This is a genomic window from Sideroxyarcus emersonii (genome assembly GCF_021654335.1).
GTDB lineage: Bacteria > Pseudomonadota > Gammaproteobacteria > Burkholderiales > Gallionellaceae > Sideroxyarcus > Sideroxyarcus emersonii.
Genome location: NZ_AP023423.1, coordinates 1,389,251 through 1,412,442 on the forward strand (window position 1 = coordinate 1,389,251; position 23,192 = coordinate 1,412,442).

The 23,192-nt window shown below is 59.1% G+C and carries 16 protein-coding genes and 3 tRNA genes; 8 read left to right on the plus strand and 11 right to left on the minus strand.

The features are described 5' to 3' along the window. Positions 1–77 precede the first annotated feature (77 nt). A complete protein-coding gene (locus tag L6418_RS06765; RefSeq protein ID WP_237246165.1) occupies positions 78–1,457 on the plus strand; it encodes an MATE family efflux transporter in 1,380 nt (459 codons plus the stop codon). A 67-nt stretch (positions 1,458–1,524) separates the two neighbouring features. On the opposite strand, the gene L6418_RS06770 is transcribed toward L6418_RS06765, so the two are convergent. Beyond that, positions 1,525–1,776: a hypothetical protein gene (locus L6418_RS06770; RefSeq protein ID WP_237246166.1), complete on the minus strand. Its 252-nt coding sequence runs from the start codon at positions 1,774–1,776 to the stop codon at positions 1,525–1,527. Positions 1,777–1,856: 80 nt separating this feature from the next. Next, a tRNA-Val gene (locus L6418_RS06775) sits at positions 1,857–1,931 on the minus strand. Positions 1,932–2,049: 118 nt separating this feature from the next. Here L6418_RS06775 and gltX point away from each other — a divergent pair. The 4 genes from gltX to L6418_RS06795 all read left to right on the plus strand — a co-directional run bounded on the left by gltX (position 2,050) and on the right by L6418_RS06795 (position 5,205). Further along, positions 2,050–3,456 (plus strand): glutamate--tRNA ligase, encoded by a 1,407-nt coding sequence (gene gltX / locus L6418_RS06780; RefSeq protein WP_237246167.1) that lies wholly within the window; start codon positions 2,050–2,052, stop codon positions 3,454–3,456. Positions 3,457–3,513: 57 nt separating this feature from the next. After that, positions 3,514–3,589, plus strand: a tRNA-Ala gene (locus tag L6418_RS06785). Between the two features lie 20 nt (positions 3,590–3,609). After that, positions 3,610–3,685: transfer RNA gene (locus L6418_RS06790), tRNA-Glu, on the plus strand. A 176-nt stretch (positions 3,686–3,861) separates the two neighbouring features. Next, positions 3,862–5,205: a TAXI family TRAP transporter solute-binding subunit gene (locus L6418_RS06795; RefSeq protein WP_237246168.1), complete on the plus strand. Its 1,344-nt coding sequence runs from the start codon at positions 3,862–3,864 to the stop codon at positions 5,203–5,205. A gap of 36 nt (positions 5,206–5,241) precedes the next feature. Here the strand turns inward: L6418_RS06795 and L6418_RS06800 are convergent, their stop codons facing one another. From L6418_RS06800 to L6418_RS06830, 7 genes are all read right to left on the minus strand, one after another. Continuing rightward, positions 5,242–7,323 (minus strand): PAS domain-containing methyl-accepting chemotaxis protein, encoded by a 2,082-nt coding sequence (locus L6418_RS06800; protein WP_237246169.1) that lies wholly within the window; start codon positions 7,321–7,323, stop codon positions 5,242–5,244. 126 nt (positions 7,324–7,449) lie between these two features. Further along, positions 7,450–8,847, minus strand: a complete 1,398-nt coding sequence (locus tag L6418_RS06805; protein ID WP_237246170.1) for a sensor domain-containing diguanylate cyclase — start codon at positions 8,845–8,847, stop codon at positions 7,450–7,452. Positions 8,848–8,904: 57 nt separating this feature from the next. Next, on the minus strand, positions 8,905–9,918 hold the full coding sequence (locus L6418_RS06810; RefSeq protein ID WP_237246171.1) for a catalase family peroxidase: 1,014 nt from the start codon (positions 9,916–9,918) through the stop codon (positions 8,905–8,907). A 19-nt stretch (positions 9,919–9,937) separates the two neighbouring features. Beyond that, a complete protein-coding gene (locus L6418_RS06815) occupies positions 9,938–10,366 on the minus strand; it encodes an EamA family transporter (protein WP_237246172.1) in 429 nt (142 codons plus the stop codon). Positions 10,367–10,386: 20 nt separating this feature from the next. After that, entirely contained in the window at positions 10,387–11,358 is a 972-nt protein-coding gene (locus L6418_RS06820) for a quinone oxidoreductase (protein ID WP_237246173.1), read from the minus strand. A gap of 240 nt (positions 11,359–11,598) precedes the next feature. After that, positions 11,599–13,212 (minus strand): GMC family oxidoreductase, encoded by a 1,614-nt coding sequence (locus L6418_RS06825; protein ID WP_237246174.1) that lies wholly within the window; start codon positions 13,210–13,212, stop codon positions 11,599–11,601. Between the two features lie 17 nt (positions 13,213–13,229). Then, positions 13,230–14,153: a histone deacetylase family protein gene (locus L6418_RS06830; protein ID WP_237246175.1), complete on the minus strand. Its 924-nt coding sequence runs from the start codon at positions 14,151–14,153 to the stop codon at positions 13,230–13,232. A 66-nt stretch (positions 14,154–14,219) separates the two neighbouring features. Here L6418_RS06830 and L6418_RS06835 point away from each other — a divergent pair, with 66 nt between their 5' ends. From L6418_RS06835 to L6418_RS06845, 3 genes are all read left to right on the plus strand, one after another. Beyond that, entirely contained in the window at positions 14,220–16,904 is a 2,685-nt protein-coding gene (locus L6418_RS06835) for a bifunctional acetate--CoA ligase family protein/GNAT family N-acetyltransferase (RefSeq protein ID WP_237246176.1), read from the plus strand. A gap of 103 nt (positions 16,905–17,007) precedes the next feature. Then, complete coding sequence (locus L6418_RS06840; protein WP_237246177.1) at positions 17,008–18,150, plus strand: DUF484 family protein; 1,143 nt, start codon at positions 17,008–17,010, stop codon at positions 18,148–18,150. Positions 18,151–18,286: 136 nt separating this feature from the next. Continuing rightward, positions 18,287–18,658, plus strand: coding sequence for a hypothetical protein (locus tag L6418_RS06845; RefSeq protein WP_237246178.1), 372 nt, complete (start codon positions 18,287–18,289; stop codon positions 18,656–18,658). A gap of 18 nt (positions 18,659–18,676) precedes the next feature. On the opposite strand, the gene L6418_RS06850 is transcribed toward L6418_RS06845, so the two are convergent. Both L6418_RS06850 and L6418_RS06855 read right to left on the minus strand, forming a co-directional pair. Then, positions 18,677–21,187, minus strand: coding sequence for a Tex family protein (locus L6418_RS06850; protein WP_237246179.1), 2,511 nt, complete (start codon positions 21,185–21,187; stop codon positions 18,677–18,679). A gap of 186 nt (positions 21,188–21,373) precedes the next feature. Beyond that, positions 21,374–22,960 (minus strand): hypothetical protein, encoded by a 1,587-nt coding sequence (locus tag L6418_RS06855; protein ID WP_237246180.1) that lies wholly within the window; start codon positions 22,958–22,960, stop codon positions 21,374–21,376. Between the last annotated feature and the right edge of the window lie 232 nt (positions 22,961–23,192).

The following is a 23,192-nucleotide window of genomic DNA, read 5'->3' on the forward strand; positions in this document are numbered from 1 at the left end:
GGATTAAAGTCGAAGCCGCTTTGTCTTCATCACACCTTTTTTGCGCATAATGTATATTATGTAAAATTGTAAAAATCATGCGGCAACTAATTGCGGATAAGCCCGGCGACGGCCACTCCCCATCCCAAACCAGAGAACTGCTGCAATTTGCCTGGCCGGTCCTGATTGCCCAGCTTGCCTTGATGACAAACAGCGTAATCGATACCGCGATGGCCGGCCGGTTGTCCGCGATCGATCTGGCCGCAGTAGGAATTGCCTCCTCGATCATGGCCACCGTGCTGATGTCACTGATCAGCGTGCTGCTCGCGCTCCCGCCGATAATTGCCCACTTATATGGTGCCGGGCAACGCGCAGACATAGGCCGCGAGATCCATCAGAGCATCTGGATTTCCCTGGTGCTCGCGCTTGTGGCGATCACTCTGCTTTGCTTCCCTGAGCCGTTCATCGCAATCTCGTCGCTGCAACCCGTGGTAGAAAGCAAAGTCAGAGCCTATCTGGCAGCATCAGCATGGGGTGTGCCTGCCACCATTGCGCTGAGAATATTCTTTGGCCTATCGACAGGCATTGGCCGCCCGCAACCTGTCATGTTCATCAACCTGATGGCCCTGCTATTCAAAATCCCCCTGAATGCGGTCTTAATGTTTGGCTTGCTGGGATTCCCGGCGATGGGGGCAACGGGCTGTCCGGTTGCCACGGCACTGGATGCCTGGCTGATGGCTGTGTTCGTGTGGATCTGGTGCCTGCGACATCCGGATTACACGGAATTCAAGATACAGGCTCGATTCACCCTGCCAGACTGGGAAGCGATCTGGAATTTCTTGCGCCTGGGTATCCCCATCGGACTTACTTTCGTTGCCGACGTGACTGCGTTCACCATGATGGCGCTATTTATTGCCAGGCTCGGGCCGGTCGTGTCAGGCGCCCACCAGATCGCGGCGAATCTCGCCGCCATGGCATTCATGGTTCCGCTATCGCTTGGCAATGCAACCGCAGTAATGGCCGGACAAGCCATTGGCGCAGGACAACCCGAACGTGCCAGGCATATCAGTTGGCTAGGGATCCGCCTTGGCATGTCGATCGCGGTTGTCATCAGCTTGCTGTTCTGGCTAGGTTCGCCACAAATCGCAGCCATCTATACGACAGATCCGCAGGTCCAGAAGATCGCTATCCCCCTGATTGCGCTGGTCGGTTTGTATCACCTTGGCGATGCGTTACAGGCAGTGGCCGTCAATGCCCTGCGGGGATACAAGAAGTCAGCCGTACCGATGCTGATCTATGCCTCCGTCCTGTGGGGATTGGGCCTGGGGGGCGGGATCCTGCTGGGGTTGACAGACAAACTCGGTCCGCCACGCGGAGCGGTCGGCTTCTGGATCGCTGCTATCGGCAGTCTTTGGCTGGTAGCCGGCCTAGTTGCGCTATACCTCAATGCTGTCAGCAGAGTGCATCGGCGCATTTAAAGGCAGTCGCACAATACTTGACAAGTTAACTAGGTAATGCAAGCATGATCCCACGGTTTGCTGATGATCAGGCAGCGCGCTTCAATTGCCAGGTCGGCACATTCCGTTTCTCACGTTGATTGGTACGGCAAGCAAAGAAACAAAGGCGGATCGGTGTCAATCTCGACATTAATCCTGAGTTGATTTTTAATTTTCCAAGGAGAGTTAAATGTCTATAGTCCCATTTGTTATTTTTGGTATCGTCGTCGTTGCCGCAATCATCATCTGGATTGATGATGCAGCCATACATAGAGTCACCCACCACGATGATCTGATGCACGGACACTGATTCGTCGGAGGGATAAATTGAAGGGTTGGCGTAATTGCCAACCCTTTTTCATTGGAAAGTCTGTAGCGAACTGGTGGGCGGTACTGGGTTCGAACCAGTGACCCCTGCCGTGTGAAGGCAGTGCTCTACCGCTGAGCTAACCGCCCGATAGAGGGCGCGCATTTAATCATAGGGAAACATATATGGTCAATTTCTTTATCGGTATTGGCCAACTATCGTAGAATGCGCGGCTTCATTTCAAGCCCCATCAAACAGGAAAGCAACATGACCGTCCGTACCCGCTTCGCTCCCAGTCCAACCGGATATCTGCACATTGGAGGTGCCCGCACGGCACTGTTCTCCTGGGCCTACGCACGCAAACACGGCGGTACATTCATCTTGCGTATCGAAGATACCGATGTCGAACGCTCCACACCGGAGGCCGTACAAGCCATCCTGGATGGCATGGACTGGCTCAAGCTGAACTACGACGAAGGCCCCTACTACCAGATGGAGCGCATGCCGCGCTACAAGGAGGTCATCCAGCAGATGCTGGCTGCCGGCCATGCCTACTATTGCTATACCACGCCGGCCGAACTGGATGCCATGCGCGAAGCGCAACGTGCGCGCGGCGAAAAACCCCGCTATGACGGAACATGGCGCCCTGAGCCGGGCAAGACCTTGCCCGCCATCCCCGCCGATGTAAAACCGGTCGTACGTTTCAAAAACCCTGCCGAAGGTGTCGTTGGCTGGAAGGACATGGTCAAAGGACATATCGAATTCAGCAACACCGAACTGGACGATCTCATCATCGCGCGTTCGGACGGCACGCCGACCTATAATTTTTGCGTGGTGGTGGATGACTGGGACATGGGCATCACCCAGGTGATACGCGGCGACGACCACGTCAACAACACTCCGCGCCAGATCAATATCCTCAAGGCCTTGGGGGCGAAATTGCCGAACTACGCTCACCTGTCGATGATACTCGGCGACGACGGCACCAAACTGTCCAAGCGCCACGGCGCAGTGAGCGTGATGCAATACGACGAAGACGGCTACCTGCCGGAGGCGGTCATCAACTACCTGGCACGCCTGGGCTGGTCGCATGGCGACGACGAAGTCTTCTCGGTGACGCAGTTCTGCGAGTGGTTCGACCTCGACCATATCACCCCTTCCGCCGCCCAGTTCAACACCGAAAAACTGAACTGGCTGAACAACCATTACTTGAAACTGACCGACAACGGAAAGCTGGCCGACATGGTGCGGCCACGCCTGGAAGCGCGCGGTATCAAGATCGGCGACAGCCCGGACCTGGGCGCCATCGCCGGCCTGTATAAGGAACGCGTCGCCACCCTGAACGAACTGGCCGATGCGGCCGAAGTGTTCTATATCGACCTGCATCCGGAAGCCGCCCTGCTGGAAGCACAGCTTTCTGCCGAATCCGTCCCCGCCCTGCACGACCTGCTGCTGCAATTCAAGACCGTCGCATGGGAGACCGCCGCCATCAGCGCCGCCATCAAGGAAGTCATCGGCAAGCACGGCCTGAAGATGCCCAAGCTTGCCATGCCTTTGCGCGTCATGCTCACCGGGCAAACCCAGACACCTTCTGTGGATGCGCTGGTCGCACTCTTCCCGCGCGAAATGGTATTGGCGCGCATGGAAAAGAACCTCGCGAAAAAATCTGTTTGAGTTGCTTTACAAGGTCGGATGCCATCACTATAATGCGCGCTCTTTTCGGGGCATCCCGGGGGTATAGCTCAGCTGGGAGAGCGCTTGCATGGCATGCAAGAGGTCAGCGGTTCGATCCCGCTTACCTCCACCAAAAAGAAAAGCAGCAACGAAGTCCCCTTCGTCTAGAGGCCTAGGACACCGCCCTTTCACGGCGATAACACGAGTTCGAATCTCGTAGGGGACGCCACATTAAATATGCACGTTTCGTCAGGACGCTGCAAAAAAACTCCGCAACACAAATTAAAAGCCCTTCCAGGGCTTTTTTGTTGCCGTCCTGGGTGATCCGGTTTTTTCGGAACCTGCTGGATGTATGCCGCCTGAGATAGAATCGGTCGAGCACTTTATCCATATCGACGGATTGCCATGAACTCTATGCATGCCTACCTGGCCAGGAAACTGGCACAACTCAAAGCGATCACCGGCATCAGCCTGTTGATGTCGGCAAGCGGAATACTGCTCGTCGTGTTCGCAGCAAGCATGGCGATTCTGGTGTTCATAAATTCCGCCACCCCTACCACCATCACCATCGCCAGCGGCCCCAAAGGCAGCTCGTATCAGAACAACGCAGAGAAGTACAAGGCGATCCTGGCCAAGCAGGGCATCACGGTCAACATCGTTCCCTCGGAAGGCTCCATGGATAACCTCAGGATGCTCTCCAATCCTGCCGTCAAGGTCGATGTGGGATTCGTGATGGGCGGAGAAGTCGGCAACACTGACATCGAACACCTGATGTCCCTCGGCAATGTCGCCTATCAGCCGCTGATGATTTTCTACCGCGGCAAGCCGAAAAAACTGCTTTCCGATTTCAAGGGGCGTCGGCTGGACATAGACCTCGAAGGCAGCGGTACCCATACCCTGGCGCTTGCCCTGCTGAAAGCCAACGGCGTCGTGCCGAACGACGGAACCACGCTGCTGGCTACGGGGGAGGACCCGGCGAAAGCGCTGCTGGATAATCGCGTCGATGCCGTTTTCCTGATGAGCGATTCAACCTCGATAGACACGATACGCTCGTTGCTGCACAACCCGGATGTCCATCTGTTTAACTTCACCCAGGCCGAAGGTTATACGCGCCGCATCGAATACCTGAACATGCTGGAAATCCCCAGGGGCGCACTCGACTTCGGCAAGGACATCCCCCCGGCCGACCTGAACCTGGTTGGCCCCACAGTGGAACTCATCGCTCGCGACAACCTGCACCCCGCACTCTCCGACGTGTTGCTGGAAGCGGCGCAGGAGGTGCACGGCAAGCCCGGCCTGTACAAGAAGCGCGGCGAATTCCCCAACCCGGCGGAGCACGAATTCCGCATCAGCAAGGACGCCAGCCGTTATTACACATCCGGCAAGAGTTTCCTCTACCGTACCTTTCCGTTCTGGATCGCCAGCCTGATCTCGCGCGCACTCGAAGCCATCGTGCCGGTCGTCATCCTGCTGGTTCCGGCATTGAAGATCGCTCCGGCCGTCTACCGCTGGCGGATCAGGTCGCGCATCTATCGCTGGTACCGGGCATTGCTGGAGCTCGAGCGCAACGCCATCAGGTCGTCATTCGATCCCGCCCGGCGGGATGAATTCCTGCAGCAGCTGGAACGCATCGAAGATGCAGCCAACAGGATAGTCGTGCCAGCCGCGTTCGGCGACCTGCTTTACGAATTGCGCCTGCATATCAACTTCGTACGCGGGAACCTGCTGTCCAAGAATCCGCAGCCATGAGGCAAGAACCTACCGCGGATATCTGCAGCGGGCCGGTCAGTTCTTGCGGTTGAGCAATTCGATCATGGCCTGCAGCTCGGTAGCAGATTTGATCAGCGCCTGCGAAGCCTGCTTTGCCGCATCCGCAATATCGGCATTGCTCTCCACCAGCCCGGAGATATGTTCAAGGTTATGGGACACATCTTTGCTGGCGTGCGACTGATCCTCCGAGACACTGGCGATACGCCGGGCATTTTCCGTTACCTGCCGGCCCGATTCCATGATCTTTTTCAGGATATCCCCGTTCTCCTGGACGATCACCGCCTCCTCCTCGACCTCCTGTATCGCCTGATGCATCGAAGCAACCGCGCTCTGACTCACGGCATGGATGTTCTCCACCATATTGGCAATATCCGTGGTACTTGAGCCGGTCCGTTCAGCCAGCTTCCGCACCTCGTCAGCCACCACTGCGAACCCCCTGCCCTGTTCGCCCGCACGAGCGGCCTCGATCGCCGCATTCAGGGCCAGCAGGTTGGTCTGGTCTGCGATCTCCTTGATGACTTTGCTGATATCGCCGATCTTCTGGATGGCCGCCTTGAGCTCGTCGATAGTATTGCTGGAGGTCTTCACCGCCTGCACCACCTTGGTGGTCGAGGCGATGGCCTTCTCCATCCGCTTGTTGCTCTCCTCGATCATCGCCTGGGAACTCTGGGCTGCTCCTGCAGAATCATTGGCATCCTGGGCAACCTGGGATACAGACTGGCTGAAGTTCTCCATGGTGCTCGTGATCTGCTGGATGCCGTTTCTCTGGTTGCTGGAATGTTCGGCGACTTGAACCACCTTCCCATCCAGTTCGGCACTGCGCTCCATGATGATGGACGAGGCCAGCGCCATCTCGTCCAGCATCACCTGGATCTGCGATTGCATGATCTGCAACTTGCAATACAGCCGCCCGGTTTCATCCCGTCCGGAAATGTCGATATCGCCAGCCAGGTTGCCCTCAATGACATCCTCGAACTGCTTTTCCATTCCGACCAGCGGCTTCTCCACATATCGCCTGAAGCTGCCCCGCAGGATCACGAAGACCAGCAACTGCAAGCCGATCTGCGATGCGATCAGGATGAACAGCAGATTGTGCAGGTGGCCGAAATCGTCGGTCAGGTCCAGCGTGATATCGGATGCGCCATTCGAACTGCCTTCCGCGACATTGTGGCAACTCAGGCAGTCGGTGCCGTGAAACGAATGCGATTCGATGTAGGGGGTGATCGCCCTGAACAGGAACTTCCCGTCCGCCTGGAACTGCTTGAAGTAGGGAACGGTTTTTCCCTGCTTGACCGATGTTTCGATCACTTCCTTCACCAGCGGATCGTCGAGGTGCTCTTCTGGCAGCCCCGGACCAAACTGATCCACCACTTGCTGGGTTCGCATCAAACGCAACGATTTCAGCTGCTGGCCTTCGATGATCTTCTTGATCATCAGCTTCCGGTTATCCTGGTCGGAGATCATCCCGGTGACCATCAGCATGTTGGCGGTGTCGATCACCTGCATGGCGGTTGCCTCGGCACGCTGCTGCGCCGTATTGAGCACGCTCGTCTTCATCTGCTCATACAGACTGTACGTCGCACCTGCAAGCAAGAAGAACAATACCGGTTGAATGAGCAGCTGAAGCTTGAGGTTCAGGGAAAGGTTCCTGAACCTGAAACGATCGAATCTGGAGGCGATCGGCGCGCCCGACGCATTGAGCTGCTTGTACAGGGCATCTGCCGCGGCGACTTCATTTCTGGAGGGAACGCTTCTGACCGAGAGATACCCGACCACCTTTCCATCGCTCTTGATGGGAGACACCAGCGCCTTTACCCAGTAATGGTCGCCATTCTTGCAGCGGTTCTTGACGATGCCCCGCCACGGCAGGTCTTGTTTGATGGTGTCCCATAACCATTTGAATGCCTGGGGCGGCATGTCGGGATGGCGCACCACGTTGTGGTTCTTCCCGACCAACTCCTCCCTGGTAAAACCGCTGACCTCGATAAAGTCGTCATTCACATAAGTGATGAGCCCCTTAAGGTCGGTTTTCGAGACTATGCGTATATCTTGTGAGAACAGCTTCTCGATCTGCGTGACAGGCAAATTCTTTTTCATTCCCCCGCTCCTGTTTTTATTGTTTTTGGCCAGCTTGTTTGATTTTTCAGCTGTACCCGAGAATCCCGTGGTCTCTTGTAACTTACGGCCACTCTGCGGATTTCTTTAGTTTTCTGGCTTATCGTCTCAAGCGACTTCTTCGGTGCATACCCTGTTTCGTCCGGCTTCCTTGGCGACATACAGGGCCACATCGGCGCGCCGCAACATCTCGTCTATCTGGGTATCCGCAGCGACCAGGCTGGTGACCCCGATCGAAACCGTGAATTGTACCGGAAAGCCGCCACTTTCCTGCGGCACCGTTGCACCTGCGATGGCCACCCTCAGCCGCTCCGCCACCTCCTGTGCATGATCGGACCTGGTTTCCGGCAGCAGGATGGCGAACTCCTCCCCGCCGATGCGCCCCGCAATGTCGATCTCGCGCAGGGTCTGGGCACAAATCTGGCTTAGCTTCTGCAGCACCAGGTCCCCGACATGGTGGCCATAGGTATCGTTCAGTATCTTGAACTGGTCTACATCCAGCATCAGCAGCGAAAGCTGCTTGCCATAGCGTTTGGAACGTGCGAGTTCCTGTTCCGCCAGTTCGAAAAAATGGCGCCGGTTATGCAGTCCGGTCAGCACGTCGGTATGCGCCTGGTATTCCAGTTCCTGCTCCAGCCTCTTGCGGTCGGTGATGTCGCGATCGATGCCCCGGTAACCCTTGAATTTTCCATCGGCATCGAAGATCGGGGTGCCGCTGGTTTCCAGCACGAGCAGATGCCCGTTCTTGTGGCGATTGGTGTTCTCCAGACATTTCAAGGGTTTTCTTGCCGCGATGTGGCTGGCAAAGATGTCCCTCACTTTTGCCGCTTCGGCCGACGGCATCAGGTCGAATGGCGATTTTCCGAGCAGTTCTTCAGGGTCGTAGCCGAGCATATCTTTCACCCTGGGGCTGCAATAGGTGTATCTGCCCTGCTCGTCCACTTCCCAGACCCAGTCAGACAAGGATTCGACGAGTTCGCGAAACTTCTTCTCGTTCGCGGCCAAGGCCTCGGCGGCCTGACGGCGTTCGGTGACGTCTTCCAGAATGTGCACGGAATAGAGATAGGCACCCAGCTCGTCGTTCACGGTATAGGCGCGTGAACGGAAGACCTGATCGCCGAATTCCACCTCTTCCTCATGGCCCGCTTCAATTTTCTTTTCCAGCGACTGCAAGCAGTTGCGCAGCGGCGCATGAGTCTTGGGGAACACCTCGAAATAGCGCCGGCCGATGATCTCCGAGTAAGGAAGCCCGGCGCATTGTTGATAGGCGCGGTTGCAGCGCAGGACATGGAAATCCCTGTCATGCAGGAAAATCGGCGCTTCCACCACGTCGAGCGCAGCCATCCATTCCTGCTTCACGCGCTCGATCTGCTTGCGGGCATTCTCGAATTCATCCGCAGCAGCCAAGCCCTCGGCATTCAGGCGGGCATAGCGCTCCTCGGCTTCAGCCAGTGCATGCCGGGAAACTTCCAGTTCATGCCGCAGATTCTCAAGTGAATCGCCCACTGCCTTGCCCCTTGGTCTTGTCCGGAAACGAATCTAATCCACTACACGAACGCGCACTCAAATTCCGCCGAGCCGCCGGGCGAACGATAGCGCATAAGCGGGGGAACGGAACAGCAATATCGGATCGCCGGTCGGCGCGATGCCGTCTCCCATTACCAGGGGATCGAAATTGACCGGTTCGCATGCGGCGCCTTTCTGCGGCATCGCGGCGGTGATGGTCAGCGTACCTGCCCTGACCTGCTTCCGTGCCGCCGGCCACGCCAGCGTGGGATCGTTTTCCGGATCGCCCGCTTCGCCGATGCTGACCATCATATCCCAGCGCACTGGCCCCGTTCCGGCCCGCTCGATCAGTCGTTGCTCGAGGAAATTCGCGGGCAAGGATTTCAGCTCTTCATCCGTCAGCCGCTTCTCGCCATCCTGCGGCACGAAACGCCAGCGCACCAGGGTGGTCCTGTTTCCGCCATCGATGAATTTGAAGGTGTGGATGCCATAGTAGGCGCTGCTCGCATAACTGGCCGGCGGGTTGTTCTGCGCCATGAACTCGGATTGCGCCCGACTGTCCGGATGAGTGGCCTTGAAAGCCTTGATCTTTTCAGGATCGGGCTTGCCGGTCGCCGGGTCCGGCCTGGAGGCGACCATCAGGTCGAGAAAGGTGCGCGGCCGCATGGCGCCGAAAACCGGTATGTTCAGCATCGTCATGTGCTGCAGGCTGCCGTCGGGCAGCGCGAACTCCAGTGCCATCCCGCGCGGGCTCCTGGCGGTGTCCGGCGCTTTCGGGTTTCCGCCCGCGAGCGAGAAGCGCGCGACGACCGGGATCCGCTTCCCGGAAAACAGCGGCGAGCGCGAATACGCCGCAGCTTCAGGCATGCCGACGAATTCCCCTGTCGCGCAGGTGCCCTTGGTATGGTTGCGACGTTCGCCGGGCGTCACCCCGAACGTGTTCTCGATGGCGCCGACCACCTGTTCCGGGGTCACCGGATCTTCCGCCGCCACAGCCAGCCGGCAACCCAGAGCGATCAGGCCAGCCAGCAATATCCGGCTGCCGCACACAATTTTATCGATGTCTTGCATGATGTGTTCCTCCTGCCAACTATAGCGCCAGGACCAGCACCCCGCCGGCAACCATCGCAATGCCGGCCCACTCGCGCAACGACGGCCGCTCGCCCAGGAAAGCGACGGCGAAGATGGCCACCAGCACCAGGCTCAACTTGTCGACCGGGGCGACCTTGGATGCATCGCCGATCTGCAATGCGCGGAAGTAGCAGACCCACGAAGCGCCCGTAGCCAGCGCAGAGAGCGCAAGAAACAGCCAGGTCCGGGAAGACAGGGCGAACGGGTTGCTCCATTTCCCGGTGAACCAGATGAAAGCCGAGAGCACGACGACAATGATCGCGGTCCGGACCAGCGTGGCCAGATCGGAATCGACGCCCCTGATGCCGATCTTGGCAAAGATGGCGGTGAGCGCAGCGAACACCGCCGACATGAGCGCCCAGTAGAACCAGCTGGCGGAAGTGGACATCGGCGCGGCGTGCGGTCAGCTCAGACCGTCAGTACGGTCGAGCCCGTGGTCTTGCGCGCTTCCAGGTCGCGATGCGCCTGTGCCGCATCCTTCAACGCATAGGTCTGGTTGACGTAGATCTTGACCTTGCCCGAGCCGACCACATCGAACAGGTCGGCCGCATTCTCCTCCAGCAAGGGCCGGGTCGCCACGAAGGTGGCAAGTGTCGGCCGGGTGATCATGAGCGAGCCTTTTTGCGACAACACGGACAGGTCGAACGGCGGCACCGCGCCCGACGAAGCGCCGAACAGCACCATCAGGCCCCGCGGCTGCAGGCAGTCGAGCGACTTCATGAAAGTGTCCTTGCCGACCGAATCGTAGACCACCGGCAGTTTCTTGCCGCCGGTGATCTCCAGCAACCGTGCCTGGAAATCCTCGCGGGTATAGACGATGGGATGGTGGCAGCCGTTGGCCTTGGCAAGGGCGGCCTTCTCGTCGCTGGACACGGTACCGATCACGGTTGCCCCCAGGGCGGCGGCCCATTGGCAGACGATCAGCCCGACGCCACCAGCGGCAGCGTGTATCAGGATGGTGTCGCCCGGCCCGACCTTGTAGATGTCGCGGATCAGATAGCGTGCAGTCATGCCTTGCAGCATCATCGCTGCCGCTGTGCGGTCGTCGATGCTGGCCGGCAGCTTGACCAGCCTGTCTGCCGGGATGAGCCGGCTCTCGGCATAAGCGCCGATCACCGATGCATAGGCGACCCGGTCTCCGACTGTGAGGTGCGTGACGCCGTCGCCGACCGCCTCGACGACCCCGGCACCTTCCATGCCCGGCACGAACGGCAGCGGCAAGGGATAGAGTCCGGTGCGGTGATAGACATCGATGAAATTCAGCCCGACTGCTGTCTGTTTCAGTTTGACCTGGCCGGGGCCGGGAGCGCCGACATCGGCCTGCTCCCACTGCAACACTTCCGGACCGCCGGTCTGATGGATACGAATCGCGTGTGACATGAGCACTACCTCTCTGGAAACAGGAATGGATGCGTCAAATCATACCCCGAAATTTCGGCGTGACGTCAGGCCGAATGCGAGAAGTCATACTGCCAGTAGTGAATAAGGGAAGTTCAGATCAAGTCGTCACACCGGCGCAGGCCGGTGTCCAGCTTATTGAAAGAACTGGATTCCGGCCTGCGCCGGAATGACGAGTCGAAACTTAATCAGAGCTTACTTAGGCGGGCTCGTGCCAGTGCATCACGCCTTGGCCTGCAGCAGTTCCGCCACTCGCTCGGCGATCATCATGGTCGGCGCCGCGGTGTTCCCCGAAACGATGTACGGCATCGCCGAAGCATCGACGACGCGCAAACCGTCGATACCCCTGACGCGCAATTCCGGATCCAGCACCGCCGTCGGGTCATCTGCGCGCCCCATCTTGCAGGTGCCGACGGGGTGGAAGATCGTGGTGCCGATATCCCCAGCCGCCTTGACCAGCTGCTGCTCGGTTTGATGCTCGTTGCCGGGTTTGTATTCTTCCGGCGCATACGGCTTGAAGGCCGGACTGGCCAGGATCCGCCGGGTCAGTCGCAGCGAATCGGCGGCGACCCGGCAGTCTTCCTCGGTGGACAGGTAATTCGGCTTGATCTCGGGTGCGGCATCCACCTCGGGCGAGGTGATATGCACGCTGCCGCGCGAGGTGGGGCGCAGGTTGCAGACGCTGGCCGTGAACGCGTTGAAACTGTGCAGCGGTTCGCCGAACCTTTCCAGCGACAGCGGCTGCACGTGATACTCCACGTTGGCCCGCGCCTGGTCCGGCGAGCTGAACGCGAACGCGCCCAGTTGCGACGGCGCCATCGCCATCGGGCCGGAACGCTTCAGCAGGTACTCCAGCCCGATCATGGCTTTCCCCCACCATGAGTTGGCGCGGGTGTTCAGCGTGGCGATGCCGTTGACGCGATAGATCATGCGCAGTTGCAGATGATCCTGCAGGTTCTCGCCGACGCCGGGCAGATCGCTGTGCACCTTGATGCCCAGCCGGTTCAGACGTTGCCCGGAGCCGATGCCCGAGCGTTCCAGGATCTGCACGCTGCCGATCGAGCCGGCGGTCAGCAACACTTCCCTGCGTGCCTCCGCCGAATGGACGCTGCCACCCTGTAGGTATTCGACACCGAGGCAGCGTCTGCTCGCCGGATCGATGCTCAACTGCCTGACCTGGGCGTCGGTGCGCAGCGTCAGGTTGGGTCTTTGCGCGGCCTCCTTCAGGAAGGCGCGCGACGCATTCAGGCGCCAGCCCGCACGCTGATTCACATCGAAATAGCCCACGCCGAAATTGTCGCCGCGATTGAAGTCGTCCGAAAACGGGATGCCCGCTTCCTGCGAAGCCTGCCTGAACACTTCCAGGATATCCCACTTCAGGCGCTGCCTTTCGACGCGCCATTCGCCGCCCTGCCGGTGCCATTCGTTGTCGCCGCCGTGATAATCCTCGAACTTCTTGTAGCGCCTGAGCGCCTCCGGCCACGACCAGGCGGAATCGCCGGTCGCATCCACCCAGCGCGCGTAGTCGGCGTCCTGTCCGCGCATGTAGATCATGCCGTTGATCGACGAGGAACCGCCCATCACCTTGCCGCGCGGATAGATCAGCGAGCGTCCGTTCAGGCCGGGCTCCTTTTCCGTCCGGAAACGCCAATCGGTCCGCGGGTTGTCGATGCAATACAGATAGCCGACCGGGACATGGATCCAGAGATAGTCGTCCTGCCCGCCCGCTTCCAGCAGCAGGACCCTGACCGCCGGGTCCTCGGTCAGCCGTTTCGCCAGCAGACAGCCGGCGCTGCCCGCACCGATGATGATGTAATCAAATTGCCGTTGATCCATGTCGATGATCTTTCCCGTTACAGTCCGCTCAGCACCTTGATGTGGGTCATGGCGCTACGCCCGAGCGCATGCAGTTCGTAGCCGCCTTCCAGCATCGAGACGATGCGCCCGCGGCAATGTTTCTCGGCCAACTTCTTCAATTGCTCGGTCACCCAGCCGTAATCCGCATCCACCAGTTTCAGCATGGCCATGTCGTCCTCCCGGTGCGCATCGAAACCGGCCGAGATCAGCAACAGCTCCGGCTGGAATCGTTCCAGCGCCGGCAGCCACAAGCCTGTTACCGCATCGCGAAATTCCCGGCTGCCCGAACCCGCGGCCAGCGGCACGTTGACGATGTGGTCGTTGCCGCTGTCCGCGCCGCAATACGGGTAGAACGGATGCTGGAAAGTCGAGCACAGCATCACGCGCGGGTCTTCGTGGAACGTGTGTTCGGTGCCGTTGCCGTGATGCACATCGAAATCCGCGATGGCCACCCGGCTCAGGCCATGCGCCGCCAGGGCATGCGCCGCCGCCACCGCGATGTTGTTGAAGATGCAGAACCCCATCGCCCGGTCCCGCTCGGCATGATGCCCGGGCGGGCGGATGTTGCAGAAGGCGTTCTCCACCTTGCCCGCCATCACCAGATCGACGCCCATCACGGCGGCTCCGGCAGCGCGCAGGGCCGCCGGATAAGTGAACGGGTTCATCGAGGTGTCGCCGTCGAGATCCACCCTGCCCTGTTGCGGCGCCATGGCGGCGATGGCATCAAGGTAGCCGGCGTCGTGCACGCGCAGCAGCTGTTCGCGCGTCGCCTCCGGCGCCTCGTGATGCTGCAGATAACCGAACAGCCCCGAAGCAATCAGCTGGTCTTCGATCGCATGGATGCGTGCCGGGCTTTCCGGATGGTGGGAACCCATGTCGTGCTTGAGGCAGAGCGAATGAGTAATGTATGCGGTCTGCATGTCATCTGATCTGTAATGCCACGGTGCTATCATACCCAACGAATCCATCACCCAAGGTGAAAAATCATGGGCAAGCATTATCTCAACCCCCTGTTCGCGCCGAAATCCGTCGCCGTCTTCGGCGCCAGCGACCGGCCGGATTCGGTCGGCCAGATCGTGTTCCAGAACATGCTGCAGGGCGGTTTCAAGGGTGCGCTGTATCCGATCAACTCGAAACACCCCGAAGTGCAAGGACAACGCGCCTACGCCTCCATCGGCGAGATCGCGCAGCCGGTAGAACTGGTGGTGATCGCCACGCCGCCTGCCAGCGTCCCCCGCATCATCGAGGACTGCGGCCTGCACGGCGTGAAGGCGGCGGTCATCATCACCGCCGGCTTCGGCGAGATCGGCCCGGAGGGCGCAGCTTTGGAACGCCAGCTGCTGGAGACCGCACAGCGCTACAACATCCGCCTGATCGGTCCCAACTGCCTTGGCATCATGCGCCCCTCCATCGGCCTCAACGCCACGTTCAACAAGGGTAGCGCGAACATCGGCAACATCGCGCTCATCTCGCAATCCGGCGCTCTCTGCACGGCCATCCTGGACTGGGCGACCCTCAACGATGTCGGCTTCTCCAGCGTCGTATCGATGGGGTCCTCCACCGACGTGGATTTCGGCGAGATCCTCGATTACATGGTGTCCGACCCCAATACCCACAGCATCCTGATGTACATCGAAGGCATCCGCAATGCGCGCAGCTTCATGAGCGCCCTGCGCGCCGCCGCACGCATCAAGCCGGTGATCCTGGTCAAGGTCGGCCGCCATCCTGCCGGCTCCAAGGCCGCCATGTCGCACACCGCCTCGCTGGTCGGCTCCGACGACGTGTTCGACGCCGCCATCCGCCGTGTCGGCGTGGTGCGCGTGCAGACCGTCACGCAGCTGTTCACCGCCGCCCGCGCGCTGTCCTGCGGCTTCCGTCCGGTGGGCAACCGGCTCGCCATCGTCACCAACGGCGGCGGGCCAGCCGTGATGGCCGCGGACCGCGCCGCCGACCTCGGACTGTCCATGGCCACGCTGTCCGACAGCACCGTCGAATACCTCAACCAGCATCTGCCGTCGAACTGGCCGCACTGCAATCCCGTGGACATCATCGGCGACGCGCAGGCGGACCGCTATTACCACGCCGTGAAGGCCTGCCTGGACGACGAGAATGTCGATGGCGTGCTGGTCATCCTCACCCCGCAGGCGATGACCAAGCCGCTGGAATCGGCGCAGGTGCTGATCGACCTGGCCAACACCGACACCCACAACAAGCCGCTGCTGACCTGCTGGATGGGCGAGACGCAGGTGCTGGAATCGCGCAAGGCATTCACCCTGGCGCACCGTCCCCACTTCCGCACGCCGGAACCGGCGGTCGAGGTGTTCTCGCACCTGTATGCTTACTACCATAACCAGAAGCTGCTGATGCAGATGCCCGGCCCGCTCTCCCACCACATCGAGCCGGATGTGGAAAGCGCGCGCCTGATCATCGAAGGCGCGATGCTGGAACACCGCAAGGTGCTGAACGAGATGGAATCGAAGGCGCTGCTCGCCGCCTTCAACATCCCGGTCGCCCGTACCATGGTCGCGCACTCGCCCGGCGAGGCGCTGCTGATCGCGCAACAGCTCGGATTCCCCGTGGCGATGAAGATCAACTCGCCCGACATCACGCACAAGTCCGATTCCGGCGGCGTCGTGCTCAACCTGGAGAATGCGCACGAGGTGCGTGCCGCCTACCAGCACATCCTCGACAACGTGCAGCACAACCGGCCCAACGCCAAGATGGACGGCATCTCCATCGAGCCGATGGTGGTCAAGCCGAACGGCCGCGAACTGATGATCGGCGTTACCACCGATCCGATCTTCGGCCCGGTGATCACCTTCGGTGCGGGCGGCACCACGGTCGAGATCATGGGCGACCGCGCGGTCGCCCTGCCGCCGCTGAACCGTTTCCTGGTCAAGGACCTGATCCAGAGCACCCACATCTCCAGGATGCTGGGCGACTTCCGCAACATGCTGCCCGCCAATATCGATGCGCTGGAAGACGTGCTGCTGCGCGTGTCGGAGATGGTGTGCGAACTGCCGCTGCTGCGCGAGATGGACATCAATCCGCTGATCCTCGACGAGAAAGGCGCACTGGCGGCGGATGCGCGCGTGGTCGTGGAATACCGCCAGCCCAGCGCCGACCGCTATGCGCACATGGCGATCTATCCCTACCCCACCCACCTGGTCAGCCAATGGCAACTGGCCGACGGCACCGACATCACCATCCGCCCCATCCGTCCGGAGGACGCCGCGCTGGTCAAGCGCTTCGTGCACGACCTGTCCGAGGAATCGAAATATTTCCGTTTCATGAACAGCGTGCAGGAGTTGACCGAGGACATGCTGGCGCGGCTGACCCAGCTCGATTACAGCCGCGAGATGGCGCTGATCGCCGTCGTCGACGAGGCCGGCGTCGAAGTGGAGATCGGCGTCGCCCGCTACGCGATCAACCCGGACGGCAACACCTGCGAATTCGCGCTGGTGATCGCGGATAACATGGCCGGCAAGGGACTGGGGCAGAAGCTGATGGTCTCGCTGATGGAGGCCGCGCGCTCCAAGGGCTTGTCCACCATCGAGGGCGAAGTGCTGAACAACAACCACCGCATGCTGAAACTGATGACCCGCCTCGGCTTCGCCATCAAGAGCAGCGAAGACGACCCGGCCGTGATGAAAGTCACAAAACCATTATGAGTATAGGCCGGGAAAGCGTGGCGAAAGCGCGACAGGTTTGGCGTTTGCGCCTAGAATTGAGCCTTGCCTGATTCGGAACGCCAGCCCAAATCGCATCGCCTCCATGAGCATCGATCCTCACGCCGAAATCAAGATCCTGCGCAAACAGCTCCAGTCGCTGATGGACGAGGCACGCCTGAACGAGAAGAAATGGCGCCGCCTCGACCAGTTCGAGAAGCAGCTGATCGGCACCCGCACCCTGCCCGAACTCATCCAGGTGATCCTCGACGATTACAAGACCGCCTGCGAGACCGATGCGATCACCCTGGTGCTGTGCGATCCGGAACACGAGATCAGGCGCATCCTGGAGAGGTCACAAGCGGGCGGCGCCGAGATGCCCGGCCTGGTGTTGCTGGAAAAGCTCGATGCGGACGATGCGCGGCGCTATCCCTACCTGGGGCCCTTCGATGCCGAGTTGCCGCGCGCCATCTTCGACCCGTGGCCGGCCGATTGCCGCTCGATGATCCTGCTGCCGCTGATGCGGCAGGGCGAACCGATCGGCAGCCTGAACATGGCGAGCAGCAGGGCCGAACGTTTCACCGCCGACAGCAGCACCGATTTCATCGAGCGGCTGGCCAACATCTTCTCGATCTGCCTGGAGAATTCGCTCAACCACGAACGGCTCAAGCTGGTCGGCCTGACCGACCCGCTGACCGGCATCTTCAACCGGCGCTACCTGGAGACGCGCTGCCAGGAAGAGGCGGAGAACGTGCGCCGCCATCACACTCCGCTCTCCTGCATGTTCCTGGATATCGACCGCTTCAAGCGCATCAACGACAGCCATGGCCACGGCACCGGCGACCGGGTGCTGTGTCATGTGACCGGGCTGATCAAGGCCCAGCTGCGCAGCAACGATGTGCTGTCCCGCTATGGCGGCGAGGAATTCGTCGTGCTGTTGCCGCACACCGGATTGCGCCATGCCTGCGAGATCGCCGAACGCATCCGCCGCACGGTGGACGCGCAGCCCTGCCGGATCGACGCCGACAACGAACTGAAGGTGACCATCTCGATCGGTGTCGCCCAGGTCACCGACCAGCAGGAAGGCGACGACCGGACGCTGGCGCAGCGGCTGCTGGCCGCGGCCGACGAGGCCCTGTACCTGGCCAAGGAGAGCGGGCGCAACAAGGTGGTCAGTGACGACAACCGCCCCGTCTCGGTCACCGCGAAACGCAGCCTGATCAAGCTGCTCGGCTTCAATTCGGCCTGACCGCCTTGCCGTTTTACCCGCGCGTCGGCAATGCGCATTGACCATATTCGACGATATGGGTATCGTGCGCTGCGCCGGTTCGGCAGCCTGTCAGGCCGCGAGGAAAAACCGCTCAATGGACATATCGGGATAAGTGATGCAACTCAACGAAATCCAGGATGACCGGAATCAAATCTCGTTGCGCCGTTGGCGCGTGATGGAGGTCACCACGCAGGATGGCACCTGCACCCGCCATGCCTGGGGGCACGACGCAACGAACAACCAGGGGCGCGCCTCCAGCGCGATCATCGAATTCAGCCTCGATACCATGACGGCCAAGACGCGCAGCGGCACGCTCTACAAACTGGTGGGCCTGCCCGGCAATTCGCGCATCGGCCAGTCCGCCTGGGTCAAATGGTGCCGCGACAACGGCGTGGTCGCGGAACTCGACGTCACCGGCGAATACCTGGACATCAACAAGGTATCGACGCTCGGCTTCAAGAAGATCACCAGGTCGCTCAACCAGTAAGACCGCCAGCCCGTCCGGCTACTTTTTCAGTTTCATGAACGCCGCGGCCATCGCACTCACCGGCTCGTTCGCCGGAGCGCGGTTCGGCTTGCCACCCGCAGGCCTGCCCTGCCCGCGTTCGTCGCGCTGCGGACGCTGACCTTCGGGCTTGCCGCCCGCCTGCCCCGGCGTGTCGGTCAGGCGCATGGTGAGCGCAATGCGCTTGCGCTTCACGTCCACCTCCAGCACCTTCACCTTCACCACCTGTCCCGCCTTCACCACGGTGTGCGGGTCTTTCACGAACTTGTCGGCCAGCGCCGAGATATGCACCAGCCCGTCCTGGTGCACGCCGATGTCCACGAACGCCCCGAACGCCGCCACGTTGGTCACCACCCCTTCGAGGATCATGCCGGGCTCCAAGTCCTTCAGGTCTTCCACACCTTCCTTGAATGTCGCCGTGGTGAACTCGGGGCGCGGGTCGCGACCCGGCTTGTCCAGCTCCTTCAGGATGTCGGTGATGGTCGGCACGCCGAACTGTTCGTTCGCATACTTCGACGGATTGAGCGATTTCAGCAGGCTGCTGTTGCCGATCACGCCCTTGATGTCCTGCTTGATGTCCTCAAGGATGCGCTGCACCAGCGGATACGATTCGGGGTGCACCGCCGAGGCATCGAGCGGATCGTTGCCGCCCATGATGCGCAGGAAGCCAGCCGCCTGCTCGAAGGTCTTGTCGCCCAGGCGCGGCACTTCTCGCAGTTCGGCGCGGCTGTTGAATTTGCCCTTGAGGTCGCGATGGTTCACGATGGCCTGCGCCACGCTGCTGGTCAGGCCCGAGACGCGCGCCAGCAAAGGCACCGAGGCCGTGTTCACGTCCACGCCCACCGCGTTCACGCAGTCTTCCACTACCGCATCGAGCGAGCGTGCCAGCTGCACCTGGCTCACGTCGTGCTGGTATTGGCCCACGCCGATGGATTTGGGATCGATCTTCACCAGCTCGGCCAGCGGGTCCTGCAGGCGGCGCGCGATGGACACCGCACCGCGCAAACTTACATCCAGCTCCGGCAATTCGCGCGAAGCGAACTCGGACGCGGAATACACCGACGCGCCCGCTTCGGAAACGACGATGCTGGTCAATTTCAAACCACCGTCATTCCGGCGAAGGCCGGAATCCAGTTGATCAACAGATCCTCCCGCAAGGGTGACGACATCATTGGTGTTGTCTGCTGCGCCGCCCGTCTTATTGGCTGGATTCCGGCCTTCGCCGGAATGACGACCTGACGGAGCATCGGCGCTCCCGCAAAACTTGATCAAGTCATGCGCCAACCTGTCTGTCTCGCGCGATGCCGTTCCATTGCCGATGGCGATGAGCTCCACCTTGTGCTTCTTCACCAATGCCGCCAGTATCGCCAGCGAGACGTTCCACTCGTTGCGTGGCTGGTGCGGATAGATGGTATCGGTCGCCACCACCTTGCCGGTCTCGTCCACCACCGCCACCTTCACGCCGGTGCGCAGGCCGGGGTCCAGCCCCATGGTCACGCGCGGCCCGGCCGGTGCCGCCAGCAGCAGCGCCTTCAGGTTGCGGGCGAACACGTTGATGGCCTCGGTCTCGGCCTTGCCGCGCAGCGCGCCCATCAATTCGGTTTCCAGATGCATGAACATCTTCACGCGCCAGGTCCAGCGCACGGTGTCCATCAGCCAGCGGTCGGCGGGCCGGTTCATGTCCTTGATGTTGAAACGTGCGGCGATGCGCATCTCGCACGGGTTGTGCGGCGAGGCCCAGGTGGGTTTTTCTGCTTCGCTATCCAGGCGCAGTTCGACATTCAGCATCTCTTCGCGGCGGCCGCGGAACACCGCCAGCGCGCGGTGCGAAGGAATGGTGTTGATGGATTCGGAATAATCGAAATAGTCGGCATACTTCTCCGCCGCGTCGTTCTTGCCCTCGATGACTTTCGATTGCACCACGCCGTGCTCTTGCACATATTCGCGCAGCGATTGCAGCAAACCCGCATCCTCGGCGAAGCGCTCCATCAGGATCTGCCGTGTACCATCCAGCGCCGCCTTGGTATCCGCCACGCCGGGGTTGGCATCGCCCGCCTCGCTGGTGAATGGTTCACGCAGATACTTGGCCGCCTCCTCTTCCGGATTCAGCGTCGGATTCGCCAGCAAGTCGTTCGCCAACGGCTCAAGCCCCGCCTCCAGCGCGATCTGCGCCTTGGTGCGGCGCTTGGGCTTGTAGGGCAGATACAAATCTTCCAGATGCGTCTTGTCAGTAGCGAGCGACACCGCTTTCAGCAACTCCGGCGTCATCTTGCCCTGCTCGGTGATCGAGGCAATGATGGCCGCGCGGCGCTCTTCCAGCTCGCGCAGATAACGCAGCCGCTCTTCCAGCAAACGCAGCTGCGTATCGTCCAGCCCGCCGGTCGCCTCTTTGCGATAGCGCGAGATAAAAGGCACGGTTGCCCCCTCGTCCAGCAGGGCAATGGCAGCAGCGATTTGAGCAGGTTTGGCCGCGATCTCGGCGGCTAGGCGTTGTTCGATGGATGGAAGCATGGATTGATCTACTGAGTTAATAAATAGACCTCTGCGGAGAGAGGTCTATGGGTGATTTTTACGGGGTGCGGATTATGCCTATTTGGATTGATTACTGAAACAATTTCAATGAAAAAATACTACCGCCATACTTGCACGTTTAATTCCATTCGAACATGACAGCGTTAATCAATCTGTCGTTAGGTATCAACTGCCGGAATACACTAAAGAAGCTTTACGAATTGATTCATCTTTGTCAGTAGCGCTAAGATCAACAATTTGAAATTCATGCACCTTTCTTGATGCTGTGTACTGACTTAAATCCAACATATAGGCTTCAAACAATTCACCAGCAGCACCTCTTTTCAAGGTCACTCTTGACTTTACTGGGTGTATCAACCGCAAATCGATGAGTTGATCAATTGCTTCTCTGACCGGTCCGGCAAGCTTTTGCGGAATCAAGAACACATTGCATTTCGAATCCTCTGTGCAAAATGCAACAAGCGATGCAAAGGCAGCCTCCAATTCCTCACGCTCCGCATCTGTATCCAGCTTGAATTCTTCTTGCTTCAGTGGTGCGTAATCACCTGTTGCGAGGTTTACATCCTCTGCTCCAACTTTTGGGCCCCGATGGTGTTCAGCGTCTCGATTTTTAGCATGCGCAATGGCACATGCAAATATGCCAATAAAATCTCTTGTTACGCCGCCCGACGCTATTGTTAATCTATCAATAGCGGTTGGATTTAACAGCCCTTTTACTGTCAAAGGCGGTGTTTCCGCCATTAGATTCATTAGAATCTTTTTTAGAAAGTCACGTAGGGTTCCAAATTTCTCAAGAGAGATATCTAGGTTAATTTCTTTTGCATCGTCACCTAGCTTCATGCCAATAGGTGGGTCTGAATGCTGATACCACTGGCTACGATGCTTGATTGTCCCCACCTTCAACCACAAATTATTTCCCTTTGCGACTCGATGAAAATAATCGATAACCTTCGCTTGGTCTGATTTACGAATGTGATAAAGATCATCCAGAATTAAAAACGATGCACCATCAGAGAGTTTGGATAAGCTACTAAAGAAACTTTGGAAGCGAAGAATGTTCTGGTGCAGGTACTCAACCTTGTGGGAAATATATTTTGATTGCTCTTCGGTTGAGTTCGCAGCTTTGATCCCAGCACTCACCTTACTTTTGACGGTTGTACCAGGCACCCCTCCATCAACTGCCAATTCCCCTCCGGCAGTTTGTTCATCTGCTCGAGTCTGTTTGGTCTGCTTCTCGCTTGATTCCGGCTCCCTTAGTTGATGCTCCAAATCCTTGATGAGCGTGTCAAGTTCGTCCGACAAACTTGCTGTGTGTGTTTTATTAAATGGCGGCCTCTTGGGAATGGCATCAAATAATCTTTTCCAGAAGGTTTTTTTACTAGCAGGTGCTGTAGCTGCACTATCTAACCAATTCTTAAATTCATAAAGGCTTTTAATTAGAACACTGATGAGTACATCAGGGTAAGAATGACCTTTGAATGTCTCCATATCTACAAAAGCTATCGGACGTCGATCAATGGTTAGATCTGCCGCTGATTTTCTCAACAAGCTTGATTTTCCCGACCCGCGTCGCCCAAAAACAATATGGTGCTGATTTGATTTTGCTCGCGATAAAACACCTGGCGCTGGTTCAATGAACCGACGAGCACCTTCAGGTGTGGCGCGAGTCACTTCTTCGCATAACACAAGCAAATCATCTACTGCATCTAGGTCCAATTGAGAATCTGAGACTGGTGAATGATTTTTTGCCATAAAAAATTCCAGTTAAATTAAGAAGGCCCAGATTGAGAGCAAATTAAAGGGTCGGGTTCGCAATACTTTTCAACTCACCCGACCATCCAACGCGCCGAAGATTATCAGCAAAGCCCCTTCCAGACCATATGCCAAAAGGTATAGACCTTTTTGCTTCGGTCCTAGCCGCGCCGTTTTGATTTTGCCTGACTATTGCGATATACATTGCAGGCCTGCAGGCCAGTAATGACGG